Origin of the sequence: Pseudomonas yamanorum (genome assembly GCF_013386765.1) — a bacterium.
GTDB lineage: Bacteria > Pseudomonadota > Gammaproteobacteria > Pseudomonadales > Pseudomonadaceae > Aquipseudomonas > Aquipseudomonas yamanorum_A.
In genome coordinates this window covers 69,600-89,486 of sequence record NZ_JACARE010000019.1, presented here as the reverse complement: position 1 = coordinate 89,486, position 19,887 = coordinate 69,600, and the positions used below count along the sequence as shown (strand labels likewise).

Here is a 19,887-nt window from a genome sequence, read left to right as displayed (position 1 = left end):
GCGATTCAAGCCTGATTCCCTGGCAGATCGACCTGTGCATCCAATAGGCTCATGAAAGCCCGCGCAGCGTTCGACAGCGTCCTTTCGGTGTGCACGATATAGCCTAGCTGGCGACTGAGCTGTATGCCCGGCAAAGCGATGCGTGCCACCTGATCGTCCAGCATGGTGCGCGGCAACACGCTCCAGGCCAGGCCGATGGAGACCATCATCTTGATGGTTTCCAGGTAGTTGGTACTCATGGCGATATTCGGCGTCAGGCCCTGGGCCTCGAACAGCCGCTGCACGATGTGGTGGGTAAAGGTGTTGCCACCGGGAAACACTGCCGGGTGCCGGGCGATGTCCGCCAGGCTGACGCTGCCGTTGCTGATCAGGCTGTGTTCCGGCGCCACCACGAAGTCCAGTGGGTCGTCCCACACCGGCGTTGCACGCACCAGAGTATGCGGCTCCGGGGCCAGGGTAATCACCGCCACTTCGGCCCGCCCATGGAGGATTTCTTCGTAGGCAACTTCCGAATCTAGAAACTGAATGTCGAGGGCGACGTTCGGGTATTCCCGGGTAAACGTACGCAGCACCGGCGGCAGGCGGTGCAGGCCGATGTGATGGCTGGTGGCCAGAGTGAGGCGCCCGCTGACCTCGCCGGTGAGGTTGGTGAGGGCGCGCCGGGTGTCGTCCAGCACGTTGAGAATCTGATAAGCCCGGGGCAATAACGCACGGCCGGCTTCGGTGAGGCCGACTTCGCGCCCCAGTCGGTCGAACAGTCGCACCTTTAATTGCTGCTCTAAACCGGCGATGCGCTTGCTGATGGCCGGTTGGGTCAGATGCAGGCGTTCACCGGCACCGGAGAAGCTGCCGGTCTCGGCGATGGCGATAAAGGCGTTGAGGTTGGCCAGGTCCATTGTCGTATTCCAGTTGGTAATCCAAAGCATAAAAAATATGAATTTGAGTTATTTAATGTAGCGCCATACCATCAGCCTCACAAGCCAAAGGGTTATTGAATCGTTCAAGGCCCGGGGCATAGAAACACCTGATGAGGACCGCGTGATGGCCGGCAAAACGCTTTACGACAAGCTTTGGGATTCCCATGAAGTGAAACGGCGCGATGATGGGTCGTCGCTGATCTACATCGACCGTCACATCATCCATGAAGTGACCTCGCCTCAAGCGTTCGAAGGCCTGCGACTGGCCGGGCGCAAGCCTTGGCGTGTCGACTCGATCATCGCCACCCCGGACCACAACGTGCCGACTACCCCGGAGCGTAAAGGCGGGATCGACGCCATCGTCGACACCGTGTCGCGCCTTCAGGTGCAGACCCTCGATGATTACTGCGACGAATATGGCATCACCGAATTCAAGATGAATGACGTGCGTCAAGGGATCGTCCACGTGATCGGCCCGGAGCAGGGTGCCACGTTGCCGGGCATGACCGTGGTCTGCGGCGACTCACACACCTCCACCCACGGCGCGTTTGGTGCCCTGGCTCACGGTATCGGCACTTCCGAGGTGGAGCACGTATTCGCCACCCAATGCCTCGTCGCCAAGAAAATGAAGAACATGCGGGTAGAGGTCGAGGGCGAATTGCCGTTCGGCGTGACCGCCAAAGACATCGTGCTCGCCGTGATCGGCAAGATCGGCACCGCCGGCGGTAACGGCCATGCCATCGAATTCGCCGGCAGCGCGATTCGCGACCTGTCCATCGAAGGCCGCATGACCATCTGCAACATGTCCATCGAAGCCGGTGCCCGTGTAGGCATGGTGGCTGCAGACGAAAAGACCATTGCCTACGTCAAGGGTCGCCCATTCGCGCCGAGCGGTGCCGATTGGGACGCTGCAGTAGAAGCCTGGAAAGACCTGGTTTCTGACGCCGATGCGGTGTTCGACACCGTGGTCACCCTGGACGCCGCCCAGATCAAGCCGCAAGTCAGCTGGGGCACCTCGCCGGAAATGGTGTTGGCCGTTGATCAGAACGTGCCGGACCCGGCCAAGGAAACCGACCTGGTCAAGCGTGGCTCCATCGAGCGCGCCTTGAAATACATGGGCTTGAAAGCCAACCAGGCGATCACCGACATTCAATTGGACCGCGTATTCATCGGCTCCTGCACCAACTCGCGGATCGAAGATTTGCGCGCTGCGGCGGTGATCGCCAAGGGCCGCAAGGTTGCCTCGACCATCAAGCAGGCGATCGTGGTGCCTGGTTCGGGCTTGGTTAAGGCCCAGGCCGAAGCCGAAGGCCTCGACAAGATCTTCCTCGAAGCCGGTTTTGAATGGCGTGAGCCGGGCTGCTCGATGTGCCTGGCGATGAACCCGGACCGTTTGGAGTCGGGCGAGCATTGCGCGTCCACCTCCAACCGTAACTTCGAAGGGCGTCAGGGCGCCGGTGGCCGTACCCACCTCGTTAGCCCGGCCATGGCTGCTGCGGCTGCCGTCAACGGTCGTTTCATCGACGTTCGCGAATTGATCTGAGGAATACCCGATGAGAGCTTTTACCCAACACACCGGTTTAGTCGCGCCGTTGGACCGTGCCAACGTGGACACCGACCAGATCATTCCGAAGCAGTTCTTGAAGTCGATCAAGCGCACCGGCTTTGGCCCGAACCTGTTCGACGAGTGGCGCTACCTGGACGTGGGCTATGCCTACCAGGACAACTCCAAACGCCCGCTGAACAAAGACTTTGTACTCAACGCCGAGCGTTACCAGGGCGCCAGCGTGCTGCTGGCCCGGGAAAACTTCGGTTGCGGCTCCAGCCGTGAGCACGCGCCGTGGGCCCTGGAAGAATATGGCTTTCGCAGCATCATCGCGCCGAGCTACGCCGACATCTTCTTCAACAACAGCTTCAAGAACGGCTTGCTGCCGATCATCTTGAGCGATGCCGAAGTGGATGAGTTGTTCAAGCAAGTGGAAGCCGATGTGGGCTACCAGTTGACCGTGGACCTGGCGGCGCAGACCGTGACCCGTCCGGACGGCAAGGTGTATCACTTTGAAGTGGACGCCTTCCGCAAGCACTGCCTGATCAATGGCCTGGACGACATCGGCCTGACCTTGCAGGACGGCGATGCGATTGCCGCGTTTGAAACCAAACACCGGGCCAGCCAGCCGTGGTTGTTTCGCGACGCTTGATTTGAGGTAGGCCGTGCGGGCCCCATCGCGGGCAAGCCCGCTCCCACTTTTTGACCTGTGAACCCGGTCAACTGTAGGAGCTGGCTTGCCTGCGATAGCGCCCGTACAAACACCCCGAAACCCAAGGAAAATCACCATGACCAGCACCGCCCACACCCAAGTCGTGCAAAAACAATTCGGCGAACAGGCCTCGGCCTACCTGAGCAGTGCCGTGCACGCTCAAGGCACCGAGTTCGCGCTGCTCCAGGCCGAGCTGGCCGGGCAGGGCGCTGCACGCCTGCTGGACCTGGGTTGCGGCGCCGGGCACGTGAGTTTCAACGTTGCCCCGCTGGTCAAGGAAGTGGTGGCCTACGATCTGTCCCAGCAAATGCTCGATGTGGTCGCCGCCGCTGCCGTGGACCGTGGCCTGGACAATATCCGCACGGTGCACGGCGCCGCGGAGCGCCTGCCGTTTGCCGACGGTGAGTTCGACTTCGTGTTCAGCCGCTACTCGGCCCACCACTGGAGCGACCTTGGCCTGGCCCTGCGCGAAGTGCGCCGGGTGCTCAAGCCGGGCGGCGTGGCGGCGTTTGTTGACGTCTTGTCACCGGGCAGCCCGCTGTTGGACACTTACCTGCAAACCGTCGAAGTGCTGCGCGACACCAGCCATGTGCGCGATTATTCCGCCGGCGAGTGGATGCGCCAGCTCAGCGAAGCCGGTTTGCATGTACGCAACAGCAGCCGCCAGCGCCTGCGCCTGGAATACACCTCGTGGGTAGAGCGCATGCGCACGCCCGAGGTCTTGCGTGCGGCGATTCTTGAGCTGCAAAAGGCGATGGGCCAGGAAGTGCGTGATTATTTCGAGATTCAAGCCGACGGCACCTTCAGCACCGACGTGCTGGTGGTGTGGGCCGAACGCTGATTAATTTTTCCCGACCTGCCTGCGGGCGGGTCGCTTGATGAAATGAGGAACGCATGAGCAAGCAGATTCTGATTCTCCCTGGCGACGGTATTGGTCCGGAAATCATGGCCGAAGCGGTCAAGGTGCTGGAAGTGGCGAACGCCAAGTACAGCCTGGGCTTCGAACTGAGCCACGACGTGATCGGCGGCGCGGCCATCGACAAGCACGGCGTGCCCCTGGCCGACGAAACCCTGGACCGTGCCCGTGCAGCCGATGCCGTGCTGCTGGGCGCCGTGGGTGGCCCGAAATGGGACAAGATCGAACGTGACATCCGCCCTGAGCGCGGCCTGCTGAAGATCCGCGCGCAGCTGGGTCTGTTCGGCAACCTGCGCCCGGCGATCCTTTACCCGCAACTGGCCGACGCTTCCAGCCTGAAGCCGGAAATCGTCGCTGGCCTGGACATCCTGATCGTCCGCGAACTGACCGGCGGTATCTACTTCGGCTCGCCACGGGGCGTGCGCGAGTTGGAGAATGGTGAGCGCCAGGCCTACGACACCCTGCCGTACAGCGAAAGCGAAATCCGCCGTATCGCCCGTGTCGGTTTCGACATGGCCCGAGTGCGTGGCAAGAAGGTCTGCTCGGTGGACAAGGCCAACGTCTTGGCGTCGAGCCAGCTGTGGCGCGAAATTGTCGAGGAAGTCGCCAAGGACTACCCGGACGTTGAACTGAGCCACATGTACGTCGATAACGCCGCCATGCAGCTGGTGCGTGCACCGAAGCAGTTCGACGTGATCGTCACCGACAACCTGTTCGGCGACATCCTGTCCGACCAGGCATCGATGCTCACTGGTTCCATCGGCATGCTGCCGTCGGCGTCCCTGGACGCCAACAACAAGGGCATGTACGAGCCGTGCCACGGTTCGGCGCCGGACATCGCAGGCCAGGGCATTGCCAACCCGCTGGCGACCATTTTGTCGGTGTCGATGATGCTGCGTTACAGCTTCAACCTGACCGACGCGGCGGATGCCATCGAGAAGGCGGTGAGCCTGGTGCTCGACCAGGGCCTGCGCACCGGCGACATCTGGTCCCAGGGTTGCACCAGGGTCGGTACGCAAGAAATGGGCGACGCAGTAGTCGCCGCGCTACGGAATCTGTAATCTCTCGGGCCCGCTTGCAGATGTTGCTGCAAGGCGGCCCACTTTTGAACAAGGTGTAGTTGCGATGAAACGTGTAGGTCTGATCGGTTGGCGCGGTATGGTCGGTTCCGTGCTCATGCAGCGGATGCTGGAAGAGCAGGATTTCGATCTTATTGAGCCGGTGTTTTTCACCACCTCCAATGTGGGTGGTCAAGGGCCGTCTGTGGGCAAGGACATTGCTCCGCTCAAGGACGCCTACAACATTGAAGAACTGAAGACCCTCGACGTCATTCTGACCTGCCAGGGCGGCGACTACACCAGCGAAGTCTTCCCCAAGCTGCGCGAAGCCGGCTGGCAGGGCTACTGGATCGACGCCGCTTCCAGCCTGCGCATGCAGGATGACGCCGTTATCGTGCTGGACCCGGTGAACCGCAAGGTGATCGACCAGCAGCTGGACGCGGGCACCAAGAACTACATCGGCGGCAACTGCACCGTCAGCCTGATGCTGATGGGCCTGGGCGGCTTGTTCGAAGCCGGCCTGGTGGAGTGGATGAGCGCCATGACCTATCAGGCGGCCTCCGGTGCCGGCGCGCAGAACATGCGTGAGCTGATCAAGCAAATGGGCGCGACCCACGCCGCTGTTGCCGATCAACTGGCCGACCCGGCCAGCGCGATCCTCGACATCGACCGCCGTGTGGCCGAAGCCATGCGCAGTGACGCCTACCCGACCGAGAACTTCGGTGTGCCATTGGCCGGTAGCCTGATCCCTTGGATCGACAAGGAACTGCCTAACGGCCAGAGTCGTGAAGAGTGGAAGGCCCAGGCCGAGACCAACAAGATCCTCGGTCGCTTCAAGAGCCCGATCCCGGTGGACGGCATCTGCGTGCGCATCGGCGCCATGCGCTGCCACAGCCAGGCGCTGACCATCAAGCTGAACAAAGACGTGCCGATCGCCGACATCGAAGGGCTGATCAGCCAGCACAACCCTTGGGTCAAGCTGGTGCCGAACAGCCGCGATATCAGCATCCAGGAACTGAGCCCGAACAAGGTGACCGGTACCCTGAATGTACCGGTTGGCCGTCTGCGCAAGCTGAACATGGGCACTCAGTACCTGGGCGCGTTCACCGTGGGCGACCAACTGCTGTGGGGCGCGGCTGAGCCGTTGCGTCGTATGCTGCGGATTCTGCTGGAGCGGTAATCGCTGCTTGTAGTAAGAAGCCCGCGTTCTGGTGACAGGCGCGGGTTTTTTATTGCGCTTTCGGGCCTCATCGCGGGCAAGCTCGGCTCCCACATTGAACGGTGTTTGCCTGAATTACTCGGTCAACTGTGGGAGCCGGGCTTGCCCGCGATGGGGCCATCAGCCTCACCCCAAGCCCCAGGCGAATTGCCTCACCCCCAGCCACCCGGTAAAGTGCCGCTCCCCCCGCAATGCCCGAGGCAGCCCCCATGACCCAGACCTTTGATATTGCCGTGATCGGCGCCACCGGCACCGTTGGCGAAACCCTGGTGCAGATCCTCGAAGAACAGGACTTCCCGGTGGGCAACCTGCACCTGCTGGCCAGCAGCGAGTCGGCCGGGCATTCGGTGCCGTTTCGTGGCAAGAACGTGCGGGTGCGGGAAGTCGACGAATTTGATTTCAGCAAAGTCCAGCTGGTGTTCTTCGCCGCCGGCCCGGCGGTCACCTTGAGTTTTGCGCCGCGCGCCACCGCCGCCGGCTGCACCCTGATCGACCTGTCCGGTGCCTTGCCCGCCGATCAGGCGCCGCAAGTGGTCCCGGAAGCCAACGCCCACGTCCTGGACGGCCTGAAAAAGCCTTATCAGGTCAGCAGCCCAAGCCCATCGGCCACCGCCCTGGCCGTGGTGCTCGCGCCACTGCGCGGTTTGCTGGATATCCAGCGCGTCAACGTCACCGCCAACCTCGCCGTGTCCGCCCAGGGCCGCGAAGCCGTCAGCGAACTGGCCCGGCAGACCGCCGAGCTGTTGAACGTGCGCCCGCTGGAACCGAAGTTCTTCGACCGGCAGATGGCTTTCAACCTGCTGGCCCAGGTCGGCAAGCCCGACGCCCAGGGCCACACCGCCCTGGAAAAGCGCCTGGTGCACGAATTACGCGCCGTGCTGGAAATGCCTTTACTAAAGATTTCCGTCACTTGCGTTCAAGCCCCGGTGTTTTTTGGCGATAGCCTGACTGTGTCACTGCAATTGGGCGCAGCGGTCGACCTCGCCGCCGTCAACCGAGCCCTGGACGCAGCACCGGGTATCGAGCGGGTGGAAGAGGGTGATTACCCTACTGCTGTTGGCGATGCGGTGGGTCAGGACGTGGTTTATGTCGGCCGTGTTCGCGCCGGAGTCGATGACCCGGCGGAACTAAATATGTGGCTGGCGTCAGATAACGTACGCAAAGGGGCCGCACTGAACGCCGTGCAACTGGCGCAGTTGTTGATAAAAGGCCTTGTGTAAAAGATACTTGGCGGCAATTTGTAGATTGATTCTAGCCAAGCGCTATGCTTGGCCCCAAGCTGGAAAAATTGCGCGTCGGTGACCTATCGGCTCGCCATGCCTAATGGCAGCGGTTACCAACCTTCTCGCAGGCCGAGGAGTGTTCAAAAAGGATGAGGCTATGGTTCAAGTTCGCAAACTGGTGTTAGCAATAGCGGCCGCCTCGGCGCTGTCCTCCGGTATGGCGCAAGCACTGCAACTTGGGGAGATGACCCTCAAGTCGAAGCTGAACCAGCCGCTGTCGGTGGAAATCGAGTTGCTCGACGTCGGCGGCCTGACCGCCTCCGAGATCACCCCCAGCCTGGCTTCGTCCCAAGCCTTTGTGGACGCGGGCGTTGATCGCCAGGCGTTCCTGAACGACCTGACCTTTACCCCGGTGGTCAATCCCAACGGCCGCAGTGTGGTGCGTGTCACCTCCAGCAAGCCGCTGCCTGATTCCTATGTACGTTTCCTGCTGCAGGTGCAATGGCCCAACGGCCGCCTGATGCGCGACTACAGCGTGTTGCTGGACCCGGCCAAGTTCGATCAGTCGACCCCGGCAGCCGGTGCGCCAGCACCAGCATCGGCGCCACGCCTGAACGCGCCTGCGACGGCTCCGGCCATCAGCAAGCCCAAGGAACACACCACGACTTCCCGCGACACGTTGTGGGAAATCGCTGCGAAGAATCGCAATGGCGCCTCGGTGCAGCAGACCATGCTGGCCATCCAGGCGCTGAACCCTGACGCCTTTATCGACGGCAACATCAACCGCATGAAAACCGGCCAGGTCCTGCGCCTGCCGGATTCGGGGCAGAGCACCAGCCTGCCGCAGCCCGAGGCGATTGCTGAAGTGACTGCGCAAAACGCTGCGTGGCGCGAGGGGCGTCGCGGCGGCAATCAGCTCGCCGGCAAGGCGCAACTGGATGCCACCAAGCGTACCCAGGCGGGTAATGCGCCTTCGCAGACCAATACCAAGGACAACCTGAGCCTGGTCTCGGCTGAAGCCGCGAAGAAAGGCGTGAAGGGCGGGGCGGGCGACAGCCGGGCCTTGAGCAACAAGCTGGCGGTGACCCAGGAAAGCCTGGATTCGACCCGTCGCGAAAATGAAGAACTGAAAAGCCGCATGGCTGACCTGCAAAGTCAGCTGGACAAGTTGCAGCGGCTGATCGAGCTCAAGAACAATCAACTGGCCAAGTTGCAGACCCCGGGTGGCGCTGCAGCGCAGCCTGCAACCACCGCGACGATGCCCGCCGAGCTGGCTGCACAACCGGCCACGCCGGCAGCGACCGCTCCGGCGGCAACCCCGGCGGCTGCGCCGGTCGAAACGCCGGTCAAGGCTGACGCCGCGCCCGCCACCACCGAAGGCAAATTCAACGACCTGCTGACCAACCCGATCGTGCTCGGCGTGATCGGCGGCGCGGCGGGTTTGCTGGTGCTGTTGCTGCTACTGCTGTGGGCCCGCCATCGCAACGCGCGCCTTGAAGAAGAAAAGCACCTGCGCATGGCGCGGGCCCTGGCTGAAGAGCCGGAGTTTGCGCCGAACATTGATCACGACCTGCCATCCGACAGCTTCGAAGGCCTTGATGTACCGCCGCCGAACGTCAAGCTGGCCCCGGCTCCAGCGCCAGTCGTTGCTCCGGTGGTGGCTCCAGTGATTGCACCGGTCGTGGCCCCGGTGGCTGCCGAGCGTCCAGCCGAGCGTCCAGCCGACGCCCTGGCGCAAGCCCAGTCGCACATCGACCGTGGTCATCTGAACCAGGCCGCTGAAGTGCTGGAAGAGGCGATCAAGCAAGAGCCTGCCCGCAGCGACCTGCGTCTCAAGCTGATGGAAGTTCACGGTTTGCAGGGCAACAAGGACGGGTTCGTCACCCAGGAGCGCCAACTGGTCGCCAACGGTGACAACCATGCCCAGGTTGAACAGCTGAAGAGCCGTTTCCCGGCCATGGCTGTGCTCGCGGCGGGCGTCAGCGCTGCCGTTGCCGCTGCGGCCCTCGACGCCCAGTACGTCAAGGACCTGCTCAAGGACGAACCCGCGTCGCCTGCACCCGCGCCAGAACCTGCGCCCGAACTGGGCGCGTTTGACACCGATTTCGACCTGAGCCTGGACGACCTGGAAGCCGCTTCGCCGGCCGTGGTCAGCCCGCAATCGGACGACCTGAGCTTCGAGTCCGTGCTGCAGCAGCAGACCGAGGCCAAGGCCAGCGAGGAAGACCTCTCGGACTTCGACCTGGACCTGCAACTTGATCCGCCATCGTCGACCCAGTCCGACGACGACTTCCTCTCCGGCCTTGAAGACCAGATGAAGGACCTGCCGCCGGTAGAGCCGCCGACCCTGACGCCAGCTGACCTGGACGACCTCGACCTGCCGGAAGATTTCGACCTGTCCCTGGCCGACGAGCCCGAGGCGCCTGCTGCGGCCAAGCCCGACGCATTCGCCTCGGAGCTTGACGACGTCAACGCCGAGCTGGATCGCCTGTCCCAAAGCCTGGAGCATCCGTCGATCGAACCGTCCTTCACTGCCGATGATGCGGCATTGGGTGGCGACGAACCGGAATTCGACTTCCTCTCCGGCACCGACGAAGTGGCGACCAAGCTCGACCTGGCCCAGGCCTACATCGACATGGGCGACGCCGACGGCGCACGGGACATCCTCGCCGAAGTGCTCAACGAAGGCGATGACGGCCAGAAAGGCGAAGCCAAGGAAATGCTCAGCCGGCTGGCTTGATACCTTCCCCTGTAGGAGCGAGCTTGCTCGCGAAGACCGTCCAGGCACCGCGGTTATCCTGGGCTGGCGCGTTATCGTTAACGACCTTCGCGAGCAAGCTCGCTTCTACAAAAAGCCCCACGCACGGCGCGCAGCCTTATAATGGCCGCCTTTGCGCAACTCATCAGGCTCTCAGTTCTTGGCAAATATAGATAACGCGGCCGCCGAAATGGCGGCCGCAGGCTTTTTCAGAATCGCCCTGGGCGTGGAATACAAAGGCTCGCGCTATCGTGGCTGGCAACGCCAGGCCTCCGGCGTGCCGACGGTGCAGGAAACCCTGGAGAAGGCCTTGTCGAAAGTCGCCGACTCGCCGGTCTCGCTGATGTGTGCCGGGCGTACCGACGCTGGTGTGCACGCCTGCGGGCAAGTGGTGCACTTTGATACCCAGGCCGAGCGCACGATGAAGGCGTGGGTCATGGGCGCCAATATCAATTTGCCCCACGACGTCAGCGTCAGTTGGGCCAAGGTGATGCCCGCGCACTTTCATGCGCGCTTCAAGGCCATTGCCCGGCGTTATCGCTATGTGATCTACAACGATCAGATCCGTCCGGCGCACCTCAACGAAGAAATCACCTGGAACCACCGCCCGCTGGACGCCGAGCGTATGGCTGAAGCAGCCCAGCATCTGGTGGGTATCCACGATTTCAGCGCATTTCGTGCCGGCCAGTGCCAGGCCAAGTCGCCGATCAAGGAAGTCCATCACCTGCGGGTGACGCGCCACGGCAAGATGATCGTGCTGGATATCCGCGCCGGGGCCTTCCTGCACCATATGGTGCGCAATATCGCCGGGGTGCTGATGACCATCGGTACCGGCGAGCGCCCGGTGGAGTGGGCCAAGGAAGTGCTGGAAAGCCGGATTCGCCGCACCGGCGGTGTCACGGCGCATCCGTTCGGCCTGTACCTGGTGGATGTGGAGTATCGCGACGAGTTCGAACTGCCCCAGCGGTTCATCGGGCCACACTTCCTCACAGGTTTCAGCGAACTTGGCGGCTGACGCCCTCAAAAGCATTTGTTACCATCCGGGACTTTCCCGGACACGCCCTGAGGTTTCATCGACATGTCTGCCGTTCGCAGCAAGATTTGCGGGATTACCCGCATAGAGGACGCGTTGGCGGCGGTCGAGGCGGGGGCCGATGCCATCGGTTTCGTGTTTTATGCCAAGAGCCCGCGGGCGGTGAATGTGGTGCAGGCGCGGGCGATCATTGCCGCGTTGCCGCCATTCGTGACCACCGTGGGCTTGTTCGTCAACGCCAGCCGCTGCGAACTCAACGAAACCCTCGATGCCGTGCCACTGGACATGCTGCAGTTCCATGGCGATGAAAGCCCTGACGAGTGCGAAAGCTATCAGCGTCCGTATATCAAGGCGCTGCGGGTCAAGGCCGGTGACGATATCGCTGCGGCATGCGCTGCTTATACTGGCGCTCGCGGGATTCTTCTCGACACCTACGTCGAAGGCGTTCCCGGTGGCACTGGCGAAGCGTTCGACTGGTCGTTGATTCCCGAGGGATTGAGCAAGCCGATCATCCTCGCGGGCGGTCTGAATCCAGGCAACGTGGCGAGTGCCATCCAGCAGGTTCGGCCGTATGCCGTGGACGTCAGCGGCGGGGTGGAGCAGGGCAAGGGCATCAAGGATCACGCAAAGATTCGCGCATTCATGCAAGCCGTGCGCGACAGCAGCGGGACGATGTGACGGCTGGCAGTCTGCCGCCGTCCATAACTACCACTGTGTAAAACAGCCCGGCGCCGCCTGTGGGAGGCCCGGAAATGAAGTGGCAACCCTGCATGGCAGGTTGTCTGGAAGGCTGAGGACACAGGCAGGAAATGGCAGGTCGAACGTCTGACCCCGTCCAGCTTGTGTCATCGCCACATATGAATTTAGCTCAAGGGCATACGCGGGGCTGTGTTCAAGCCACCGGTACTGGAGAAAGAAAGCATGAGCAACTGGTTAGTAGACAAACTGATCCCCTCGATCATGCGTTCCGAGGTGAAGAAAAGCTCGGTTCCTGAAGGTCTTTGGCACAAGTGCCCATCCTGCGACGCGGTGTTGTACCGCCCGGAGCTGGAAAAGACCCTGGACGTTTGCCCCAAGTGCAACCACCACATGCGTATCGGCGCCCGCGCCCGCATTGATATCTTCCTCGACGCCGACGGTCGCTCCGAGCTGGGCGCCGACCTGGAGCCGGTTGACCGTCTGAAATTCCGCGACGGCAAGAAGTACAAGGACCGCCTGACCGCTGCCCAGAAGCAGACCGGTGAAAAGGACGCGCTGATTTCCGTCAGCGGCAAGCTGCTGGGCATGCCGGTAGTGGTTTCCGCCTTCGAATTCTCCTTCATGGGTGGTTCCATGGGTGCCATCGTCGGTGAGCGTTTCGTACGTGCCGCCAACTACGCCCTGGAAAACCGTTGCCCGATGATCTGCTTCGCAGCGTCCGGCGGCGCGCGGATGCAGGAAGCACTGATTTCCCTGATGCAAATGGCCAAGACCTCCGCGGTACTGGCGCGTCTGCGTGAAGAAGGTATTCCGTTCATCTCCGTGCTGACCGATCCGGTCTACGGCGGCGTTTCCGCCAGCCTGGCAATGCTGGGTGACGTGATCGTCGGTGAGCCCAAAGCCCTGATCGGCTTCGCCGGCCCGCGTGTGATCGAGCAGACCGTGCGCGAAAAACTGCCGGAAGGCTTCCAGCGCAGCGAATTCCTGCTGGAGCACGGCGCGATCGACCTGATCATTGCGCGTGGCGAACTGCGTCCGCGCCTGGGTAATCTGCTGGCACAAATGATGGGCCTGCCGACACCTGTGTACGTCGCACCTAAAGTAGAGCCGATCGTCGTGCCGCCGGTGCCTGCAAACATATGACCCAACGTACCCTGGGCGAATGGCTCGCCTACCTTGAGCAGTTGCATCCGTCAGCCATCGACATGGGCCTGGAGCGCTCGCAACAGGTAGCGGCCCGCCTCGGGTTGGGCAGGCCGGCGCCGCGCGTGATCACGGTCACCGGCACCAACGGCAAGGGCTCTACCTGCGCCTTTGTCGCAGCCTTGCTGCAAGCCCAGGGCCTGAAGGTCGGCGTGTACAACTCGCCGCACCTGCTGCGCTACAACGAGCGGGTGCAACTCAATGGCGTCGAAGCCACTGACGAGCAGCTCTGCGAAGCCTTCGCCGCACTCGATGCCGGGCGTGGCGAAATTTCCCTGACCTATTTCGAGATGGGCACCCTGGCGGCGTTCTGGCTGTTCGAGCGTGCACAACTCGATGTGGTGGTGCTGGAAGTTGGCCTGGGCGGGCGACTGGACACGGTCAACGTGGTGGATGCCGACCTGGCGCTGGTCACCAGCATCGGCGTCGACCATGCCGACTACCTGGGTAACACCCGTGAATCCGTGGCCTATGAAAAGGCTGGGATCTTCCGCCAGGGCAAGCCGGCACTGTGCGGCGACCTGGATCCACCGCATACCTTGCTGGACAAGGTGCGTGAGCTGGATTGCCCGTTCTTCCTGCGTGGGCGTGATTTCAATCTCGAGATTGGCGAGCAGCATTGGCAATGGCACGGGCTTGATGCACGCGGCCAGGCTGTCGAGTTGCGCGACCTGCCGCTGCTGAACCTGCCGATGGAAAACGCGGCCCTTGCCCTGCAAGCCTATCTGTTGCTGGATTTGCCCTGGCATGCCGAGCAGATTGCCGCTACGTTGCAGGCTACTCGCGTGGTGGGGCGTCTTGATCGACGTGCCTTCGACTGGAATGGCAAGCGCCTGAACCTGTTGCTGGACGTGGGGCATAACCCTCACGCCGCCGAATACCTGGCCAAGCGCCTGGCGCGCACGCCGCCTGTCGGTCGCCGCCTGGCGGTGTTCGGGTTGTTGTCCGATAAAGACCTGGATGGCGTGGTTGCGCCCTTGCTGGACAACGTTCAAGCCTGGGCAGTTGCGCCGCTGGATACACCGCGCAGTCGTCCTGCTGCCGAGTTGCAGGTAGCGTTGCAGAACCTTGGTGCGTCGGTGACGTCCCATGCAAGCGTGACAGCCGCCCTGGAAGCCCAGTGCGCGATTGCGACGCCTGAGGATGAGATTCTGTTGTTCGGATCATTTTATTGTGTTGCCGAGGCGCTCGAATGGTTGTCCCGGCGCTCCACGGAGGAAGCTGCACATGGCATTACTGGATAGCGCATACAAGCAGCGAATGGTCGGAGCCCTGGTTCTGGTGGCGTTGGCGGTGATTTTTCTGCCGATGCTGTTTTCCCGCCAGGACGAGCAGCGCCAGGTGGTTGTAGAAGCTCCGGCTGCGCCACAGGCGCCAGCGGTGCCCCAGGTTCAGGTTGAGCCGGTGGTGGTGCCCGAGCCGCAGGCGTTGCCTGAAGAAGAGCCGGTGCCGACCGATGACGAAGTGGCTGCACAACAAGCGCCGTCGATGCCGATTCAGCCGAGCGTGCCGGTGGTGAAGCCTGCGCCTGCTGCTCCGGCCGTCGCGGCCAAGCCTGCAACGCCTGCGCCTGCGCCAAAACCGGTAGCGCCACAACCGGCTGCACCGGGTAAGCCGGACGTGGGCCAGAGCCGCATCGATCCGAACGGCTTGCCGATCACTTGGTCGATCCAGCTGGCCAGCCTGGCAAACCGCGAAAGTGCTGATGCGTTGCAGAAAAAGCTGCGTACTCAGGGTTACAACGCCTATATCCGCAGTGCCGATGGCAAGAACCGGGTCTTTATCGGACCGTTGATCGAGCGTGCCGAAGCCGATCGCCTGCGGGACTTGCTGGACCGCCAGCAGAACCTGAAAGGTTTTGTGGTTCGCTTCCAGCCTGAGCGCGGTTAAAACTGTAGGAGCCGGCTTGCCGGCGATGGCGGCCTCGAGGACGCTATCGCCGGCAAGCCGGCTCCTGCATTTATCTGGCGCAACTCATTGATTTCAAATGCACTGCCAATCACAGCTTACCGATAGCCCGGCGCTCTGCTAAAATGCGCCGCCTTATCCGTCTGTAGGCTGAACTGTGCCATTTACCTGGGTTGACTGGGCGATCGTTGCAATCGTCGCCATCTCCGCTTTGATCAGTCTAAGCCGCGGCTTCGTTAAAGAAGCACTGTCGTTGCTGACATGGATCATCGCAGGGGTAGTAGCCTGGATGTTCGGCGGTTCATTGTCGGTCTACCTGGCCGGATACATCGAGACACCTTCGGCTCGCGTCATCGCGGGCTGCGCCATCATGTTCATCGCCACGTTGTTGGTGGGGGCAATGGTCAATTATCTTATCGGCGAATTGATACGTGTCACCGGCCTCTCCGGGACCGATCGATTTCTCGGCATGGCCTTCGGCGCCGCCCGTGGCGGGCTGCTGGTGGTCGTGGCGGTCGGGCTGTTGAGCCTGGGGCCGGTACAGCAGGATTCGTGGTGGCAGGAGTCGGTACTCGTGCCAAAATTTCTATTGGTTGCAGATTGGTCCAAAAACCTCATTTTGGGGTGGAGCAGTCAGTGGCTGGCCAGCGGGATCAGCGTACCCGCTGATCTTCCGTTCAAGGAACACCTCTTGCCGGCCAAAACGCCTCAGTAAGTTGTGTTCAGTCAAGATTCATTAAGTAGGGGTTGCGTCGCATGTGTGGCATCGTCGGTATCGTCGGTAAGTCGAACGTGAATCAGGCGCTGTATGACGCGCTAACCGTCCTCCAGCACCGCGGCCAGGATGCTGCCGGTATTGTGACCAGCCACGACGGCCGGTTATTCCTGCGCAAGGACAATGGTCTGGTGCGTGACGTGTTCCATCAGCGCCACATGCAGCGCCTGGTCGGGCACATGGGCATTGGCCACGTGCGCTACCCGACCGCGGGCAGTTCGACGTCGGCTGAAGCCCAGCCGTTTTACGTCAACTCGCCGTATGGCATCACCCTGGCGCACAACGGCAACCTGACCAATGTTGAACAGCTGGCCAAGGAGATTTACGAATCTGACCTGCGCCACGTCAACACCAACTCGGACTCCGAAGTACTGCTGAACGTGTTCGCCCACGAGCTGGCCCAGCGCGGCAAGCTGCAGCCGACCGAAGAAGACGTGTTCGCCGCCGTGACTGACGTGCATAACCGTTGCGTCGGTGGTTACGCCGTCGTAGCGATGGTGACCGGCTACGGTATCGTCGGTTTCCGCGACCCCCACGGTATCCGCCCGATCGTGTTCGGCCAGCGTCACACCGACGAAGGCGTCGAGTACATGATCGCCTCCGAAAGCGTGTCCCTGGACGTGCTGGGCTTCACCCTGATCCGCGACCTGGCGCCGGGCGAAGCGGTCTACATCACTGAAGACGGCAAGCTGCACACCCGTCAGTGCGCACTGAACCCGAAACTCACCCCGTGCATCTTCGAACACGTCTACCTGGCGCGTCCGGATTCGATCATCGATGGTGTTTCGGTGTACAAGGCGCGTCTGCGCATGGGTGAGAAGCTGGCCGACAAGATCCTGCGCGAGCGTCCGGATCACGACATTGACGTGGTTATCCCGATCCCGGACACCAGCCGCACCGCAGCGCTTGAACTGGCGAACCACCTGGGCGTGAAGTTCCGCGAAGGCTTCGTCAAGAACCGCTACATCGGCCGGACCTTCATCATGCCCGGCCAGGCGGCGCGCAAGAAGTCGGTACGTCAGAAGCTCAACGCCATCGAGCTGGAATTCCGCGGCAAGAACGTGATGCTGGTGGATGACTCCATCGTACGTGGCACCACCTGCAAGCAGATCATCCAGATGGCCCGCGAAGCCGGTGCCAAGAACGTTTACTTCTGTTCCGCCGCGCCAGCCGTGCGTTACCCGAACGTGTACGGCATCGACATGCCGAGCGCCCACGAACTGATCGCCCACAACCGTTCGACCCAGGACGTTGCGGACCTGATCGGCGCCGACTGGCTGATCTACCAGGACCTGCCGGACCTGATCGAAGCCGTCGGCGGTGGCAAGATCAAGATCGAGGAGTTCGACTGCGCGGTGTTCGACGGCAAGTACGTCACCGGCGATGTCGACGAGGCCTACCTGAACAAGATCGAGCAGGCCCGTAACGATTCCTCGAAGATCAAGACCCAGGCGGTCAGCGCGATCATCGACCTGTACAACAACTGAGTAGACACCGGCCCTGGTATCGGTGGCTGACAATGTAGGAGCGAGCTTGCTCGCGAAGGTCGTCAACGATGACGCGGGCATTCTGAATTAGCGCGCTGTTCTTGAGCCTTTCGCGAGCAAGCTCGCTCCTACAGGTTATGCCTGGGGGCGTTTGGATTTTTAAAGCATTGAGTTGAGGAGTAGAGCATGAGTCAGGAATGGGATGCCGGTCGCTTGGACAGCGACCTCGATGGCGTAGCTTTCGATACCCTGGCTGTGCGCGCCGGCCAGCACCGCACCCCGGAAGGTGAGCACGGTGACCCGATGTTCTTTACCTCCAGCTACGTGTTCCGCACCGCGGCCGACGCCGCTGCGCGCTTTGCCGGTGAAGTGCCGGGCAACGTTTATTCGCGCTACACCAACCCGACCGTGCGTGCGTTCGAAGAGCGTATCGCCGCGCTGGAAGGCGCCGAGCAAGCCGTTGCCACTGCCACGGGCATGGCCGCGATTCTTGCGGTAGTGATGAGCCTGTGCAGCGCCGGCGACCACGTGCTGGTGTCGCGCAGTGTGTTTGGCTCGACCATCAGCCTGTTCGAAAAGTACTTCAAGCGCTTTGGCATCGAAGTCGACTACGTGCCGCTGGCGGACCTGTCCGGCTGGGACGCGGCCATCAAGGCCAACACCAAATTGCTGTTCGTCGAGTCGCCGTCCAATCCGTTGGCCGAGCTGGTAGACATCGCCGCATTGTCCGAGGTGGCTCACGCCAAGGGCGCGATGCTGATCGTCGACAACTGCTTCTGCACCCCCGCATTGCAGCAGCCGCTGAAGCTGGGCGCGGATATCGTCGTGCATTCGGCCACCAAGTTCATCGACGGCCAGGGCCGTTGCATGGGCGGTGTGGTTGCCGGTCGCAGCGAGCAGATGAAGGAAGTGGTGGGCTTCTTGCGAACCGCCGGCCCGACCCTGAGCCCGTTCAACGCCTGGATCTTCCTTAAAGGCCTGGAAACCCTGAGCCTGCGGATGAAGGCCCATTGTGCCAACGCCCAAGCCTTGGCCGAGTGGCTGGAGCAGCAGGACGGCATCGAGAAAGTCCACTACGCCGGGCTCAAGAGCCACCCGCAACACGAGTTGGCCCAGCGCCAGCAACGTGGTTTCGGCGCCGTGGTGAGTTTCGAGGTCAAGGGCGGCAAAGAGGGCGCCTGGCGCTTTATCGATGCAACCCGCCTGATCTCCATCACCGCCAACCTGGGTGACAGCAAGACCACTATCACTCACCCAAGCACCACCTCCCACGGCCGCCTGGCGCCGCAGGAGCGTGAAGCGGCCGGTATTCGCGACAGCCTGATCCGCATTGCCGTGGGCCTGGAAGACGTTGCTGACTTGCAGGCCGATCTGGCCCGTGGGTTGGCTGCCCTGTGATCGAGTGGTCCATGGAGGCGGCAAGCGCCAGTAACGGGCGGGTCGCGCTGGTGACCGGCGCGGCGCGGGGCATCGGCCTGGGGATTGCTGCCTGGTTGATCAGCGAAGGCTGGCAGGTGGTGCTCACCGACCTGGACCGTGAGCGCGGTTCCAAGGTGTCCAAGGTGCTGGGCGACAACGCCTGGTTTATCACCATGGACGTGGCCGATGAGCGGCAGGTTGCCCAGGGCGTGGCCGAGGTGCTTGGCCAGTTCGGGCGCCTGGATGCGTTGGTGTGCAACGCCGCGGTGGCCGACCCGCGCAATATCACCCTGGAAAGCCTCGACCTGGCTTACTGGAACCGAGTGCTGGCGGTGAACCTCAGTGGGCCGATGTTGCTGGCCAAGCACTGTGCGCCGTACCTGCGGGCTCACGGTGGTGCGATTGTTAACCTGGCCTCGACCCGGGCTCGTCAGTCGGAACCGGACACCGAGGCCTACGCGGCGAGCAAGGGTGGTTTGCTGGCCCTGACCCATGCGCTGGCCATCAGCCTTGGGCCGGAAGTGCGGGTCAATGCCGTCAGCCCGGGCTGGATCGATGCCCGCGACCCGGCTGCACGCCGTGCGGAGCCGCTGACGGATGCCGATCACGCCCAGCACCCGGCGGGCAGGGTTGGCACTGTGGAAGACGTGGCGGCGATGGTGGCGTGGTTGCTGTCGCGCAATGCGGGGTTTGTGACCGGGCAGGAGTTCGTCGTTGACGGTGGCATGAGCAAGAAGATGATTTACAGCGAGTAGGGCGCGTGACGGTCCTGAAGCAATTTTGTCTTTTTCAGAAAAACTTCAAGCGGGCTATTGACTTAGGTCCGCTACCTGCGTAAATTTCGCGGCCTCAACGAAGCAAAGGGTGATTAGCTCAGCTGGGAGAGCATCTGCCTTACAAGCAGAGGGTCGGCGGTTCGATCCCGTCATCACCCACCACTTCTTGAGAGTTTTGCCTTCGGGCAAGACGCAACGTTAAAGGTTGCACCGACGCGCAGCGGTAGTTCAGTCGGTT

Annotated in this window: 17 protein-coding genes and 1 tRNA gene; 17 read left to right on the top strand and 1 reads right to left on the bottom strand. The window is 62.1% G+C overall.

Annotated features, from left to right (window positions below; translation table 11 throughout):
- Positions 1-5 precede the first annotated feature (5 nt).
- Positions 6-896 (bottom strand): LysR family transcriptional regulator, encoded by an 891-nt coding sequence (locus HX875_RS16555; RefSeq protein ID WP_003212656.1) that lies wholly within the window; start codon positions 894-896, stop codon positions 6-8.
- 145 nt (positions 897-1,041) lie between these two features.
- Here HX875_RS16555 and leuC point away from each other — a divergent pair, with 145 nt between their 5' ends.
- From leuC to HX875_RS16470, 17 genes are all read left to right on the top strand, one after another.
- A complete protein-coding gene (gene leuC / locus HX875_RS16550; protein ID WP_177043953.1) occupies positions 1,042-2,460 on the top strand; it encodes a 3-isopropylmalate dehydratase large subunit in 1,419 nt (472 codons plus the stop codon).
- A gap of 10 nt (positions 2,461-2,470) precedes the next feature.
- A complete protein-coding gene (gene leuD / locus HX875_RS16545; RefSeq protein ID WP_094953214.1) occupies positions 2,471-3,115 on the top strand; it encodes a 3-isopropylmalate dehydratase small subunit in 645 nt (214 codons plus the stop codon).
- A gap of 136 nt (positions 3,116-3,251) precedes the next feature.
- Complete coding sequence (locus tag HX875_RS16540) at positions 3,252-4,016, top strand: class I SAM-dependent methyltransferase (protein WP_003212662.1); 765 nt, start codon at positions 3,252-3,254, stop codon at positions 4,014-4,016.
- A gap of 53 nt (positions 4,017-4,069) precedes the next feature.
- A complete protein-coding gene (gene leuB / locus HX875_RS16535; protein WP_177043952.1) occupies positions 4,070-5,152 on the top strand; it encodes a 3-isopropylmalate dehydrogenase in 1,083 nt (360 codons plus the stop codon).
- Between the two features lie 64 nt (positions 5,153-5,216).
- Entirely contained in the window at positions 5,217-6,329 is a 1,113-nt protein-coding gene (gene asd, locus HX875_RS16530; RefSeq protein WP_177043951.1) for an aspartate-semialdehyde dehydrogenase, read from the top strand.
- A gap of 248 nt (positions 6,330-6,577) precedes the next feature.
- A complete protein-coding gene (locus HX875_RS16525; RefSeq protein WP_177043950.1) occupies positions 6,578-7,588 on the top strand; it encodes an aspartate-semialdehyde dehydrogenase in 1,011 nt (336 codons plus the stop codon).
- 160 nt (positions 7,589-7,748) lie between these two features.
- The gene (locus tag HX875_RS16520) at positions 7,749-10,331 is read left to right on the top strand and encodes a FimV family protein (protein WP_177043949.1); all 2,583 of its coding nucleotides are present in this window, start codon (positions 7,749-7,751) and stop codon (positions 10,329-10,331) included.
- Between the two features lie 208 nt (positions 10,332-10,539).
- Positions 10,540-11,364, top strand: a complete 825-nt coding sequence (gene truA / locus HX875_RS16515; protein ID WP_177044041.1) for a tRNA pseudouridine(38-40) synthase TruA — start codon at positions 10,540-10,542, stop codon at positions 11,362-11,364.
- A gap of 63 nt (positions 11,365-11,427) precedes the next feature.
- Complete coding sequence (locus tag HX875_RS16510; RefSeq protein WP_177043948.1) at positions 11,428-12,060, top strand: phosphoribosylanthranilate isomerase; 633 nt, start codon at positions 11,428-11,430, stop codon at positions 12,058-12,060.
- 243 nt (positions 12,061-12,303) lie between these two features.
- Positions 12,304-13,224 (top strand): acetyl-CoA carboxylase, carboxyltransferase subunit beta, encoded by a 921-nt coding sequence (gene accD / locus HX875_RS16505; RefSeq protein ID WP_177043947.1) that lies wholly within the window; start codon positions 12,304-12,306, stop codon positions 13,222-13,224.
- The gene (gene folC, locus HX875_RS16500) at positions 13,221-14,528 is read left to right on the top strand and encodes a bifunctional tetrahydrofolate synthase/dihydrofolate synthase (RefSeq protein WP_177043946.1); all 1,308 of its coding nucleotides are present in this window, start codon (positions 13,221-13,223) and stop codon (positions 14,526-14,528) included. The genes accD and folC overlap by 4 nt, the downstream gene beginning before the upstream one ends.
- Positions 14,512-15,174 carry an SPOR domain-containing protein gene (locus HX875_RS16495; protein WP_177043945.1) on the top strand — a complete coding sequence of 221 codons (663 nt, stop codon included), beginning with the start codon at positions 14,512-14,514 and terminating at the stop codon, positions 15,172-15,174. The genes folC and HX875_RS16495 overlap by 17 nt, the downstream gene beginning before the upstream one ends.
- A 175-nt stretch (positions 15,175-15,349) precedes the next feature.
- Complete coding sequence (locus tag HX875_RS16490) at positions 15,350-15,907, top strand: CvpA family protein (RefSeq protein ID WP_003212681.1); 558 nt, start codon at positions 15,350-15,352, stop codon at positions 15,905-15,907.
- 41 nt (positions 15,908-15,948) lie between these two features.
- Positions 15,949-17,454, top strand: a complete 1,506-nt coding sequence (purF, locus tag HX875_RS16485) for an amidophosphoribosyltransferase (protein WP_003212683.1) — start codon at positions 15,949-15,951, stop codon at positions 17,452-17,454.
- 186 nt (positions 17,455-17,640) lie between these two features.
- Entirely contained in the window at positions 17,641-18,852 is a 1,212-nt protein-coding gene (locus HX875_RS16480) for an O-succinylhomoserine sulfhydrylase (RefSeq protein ID WP_008438742.1), read from the top strand.
- An 11-nt stretch (positions 18,853-18,863) separates the two neighbouring features.
- Complete coding sequence (locus HX875_RS16475; protein WP_177043944.1) at positions 18,864-19,628, top strand: SDR family oxidoreductase; 765 nt, start codon at positions 18,864-18,866, stop codon at positions 19,626-19,628.
- Between the two features lie 107 nt (positions 19,629-19,735).
- A tRNA-Val gene (locus tag HX875_RS16470) sits at positions 19,736-19,811 on the top strand.
- Positions 19,812-19,887: the final 76 nt, after the last annotated feature.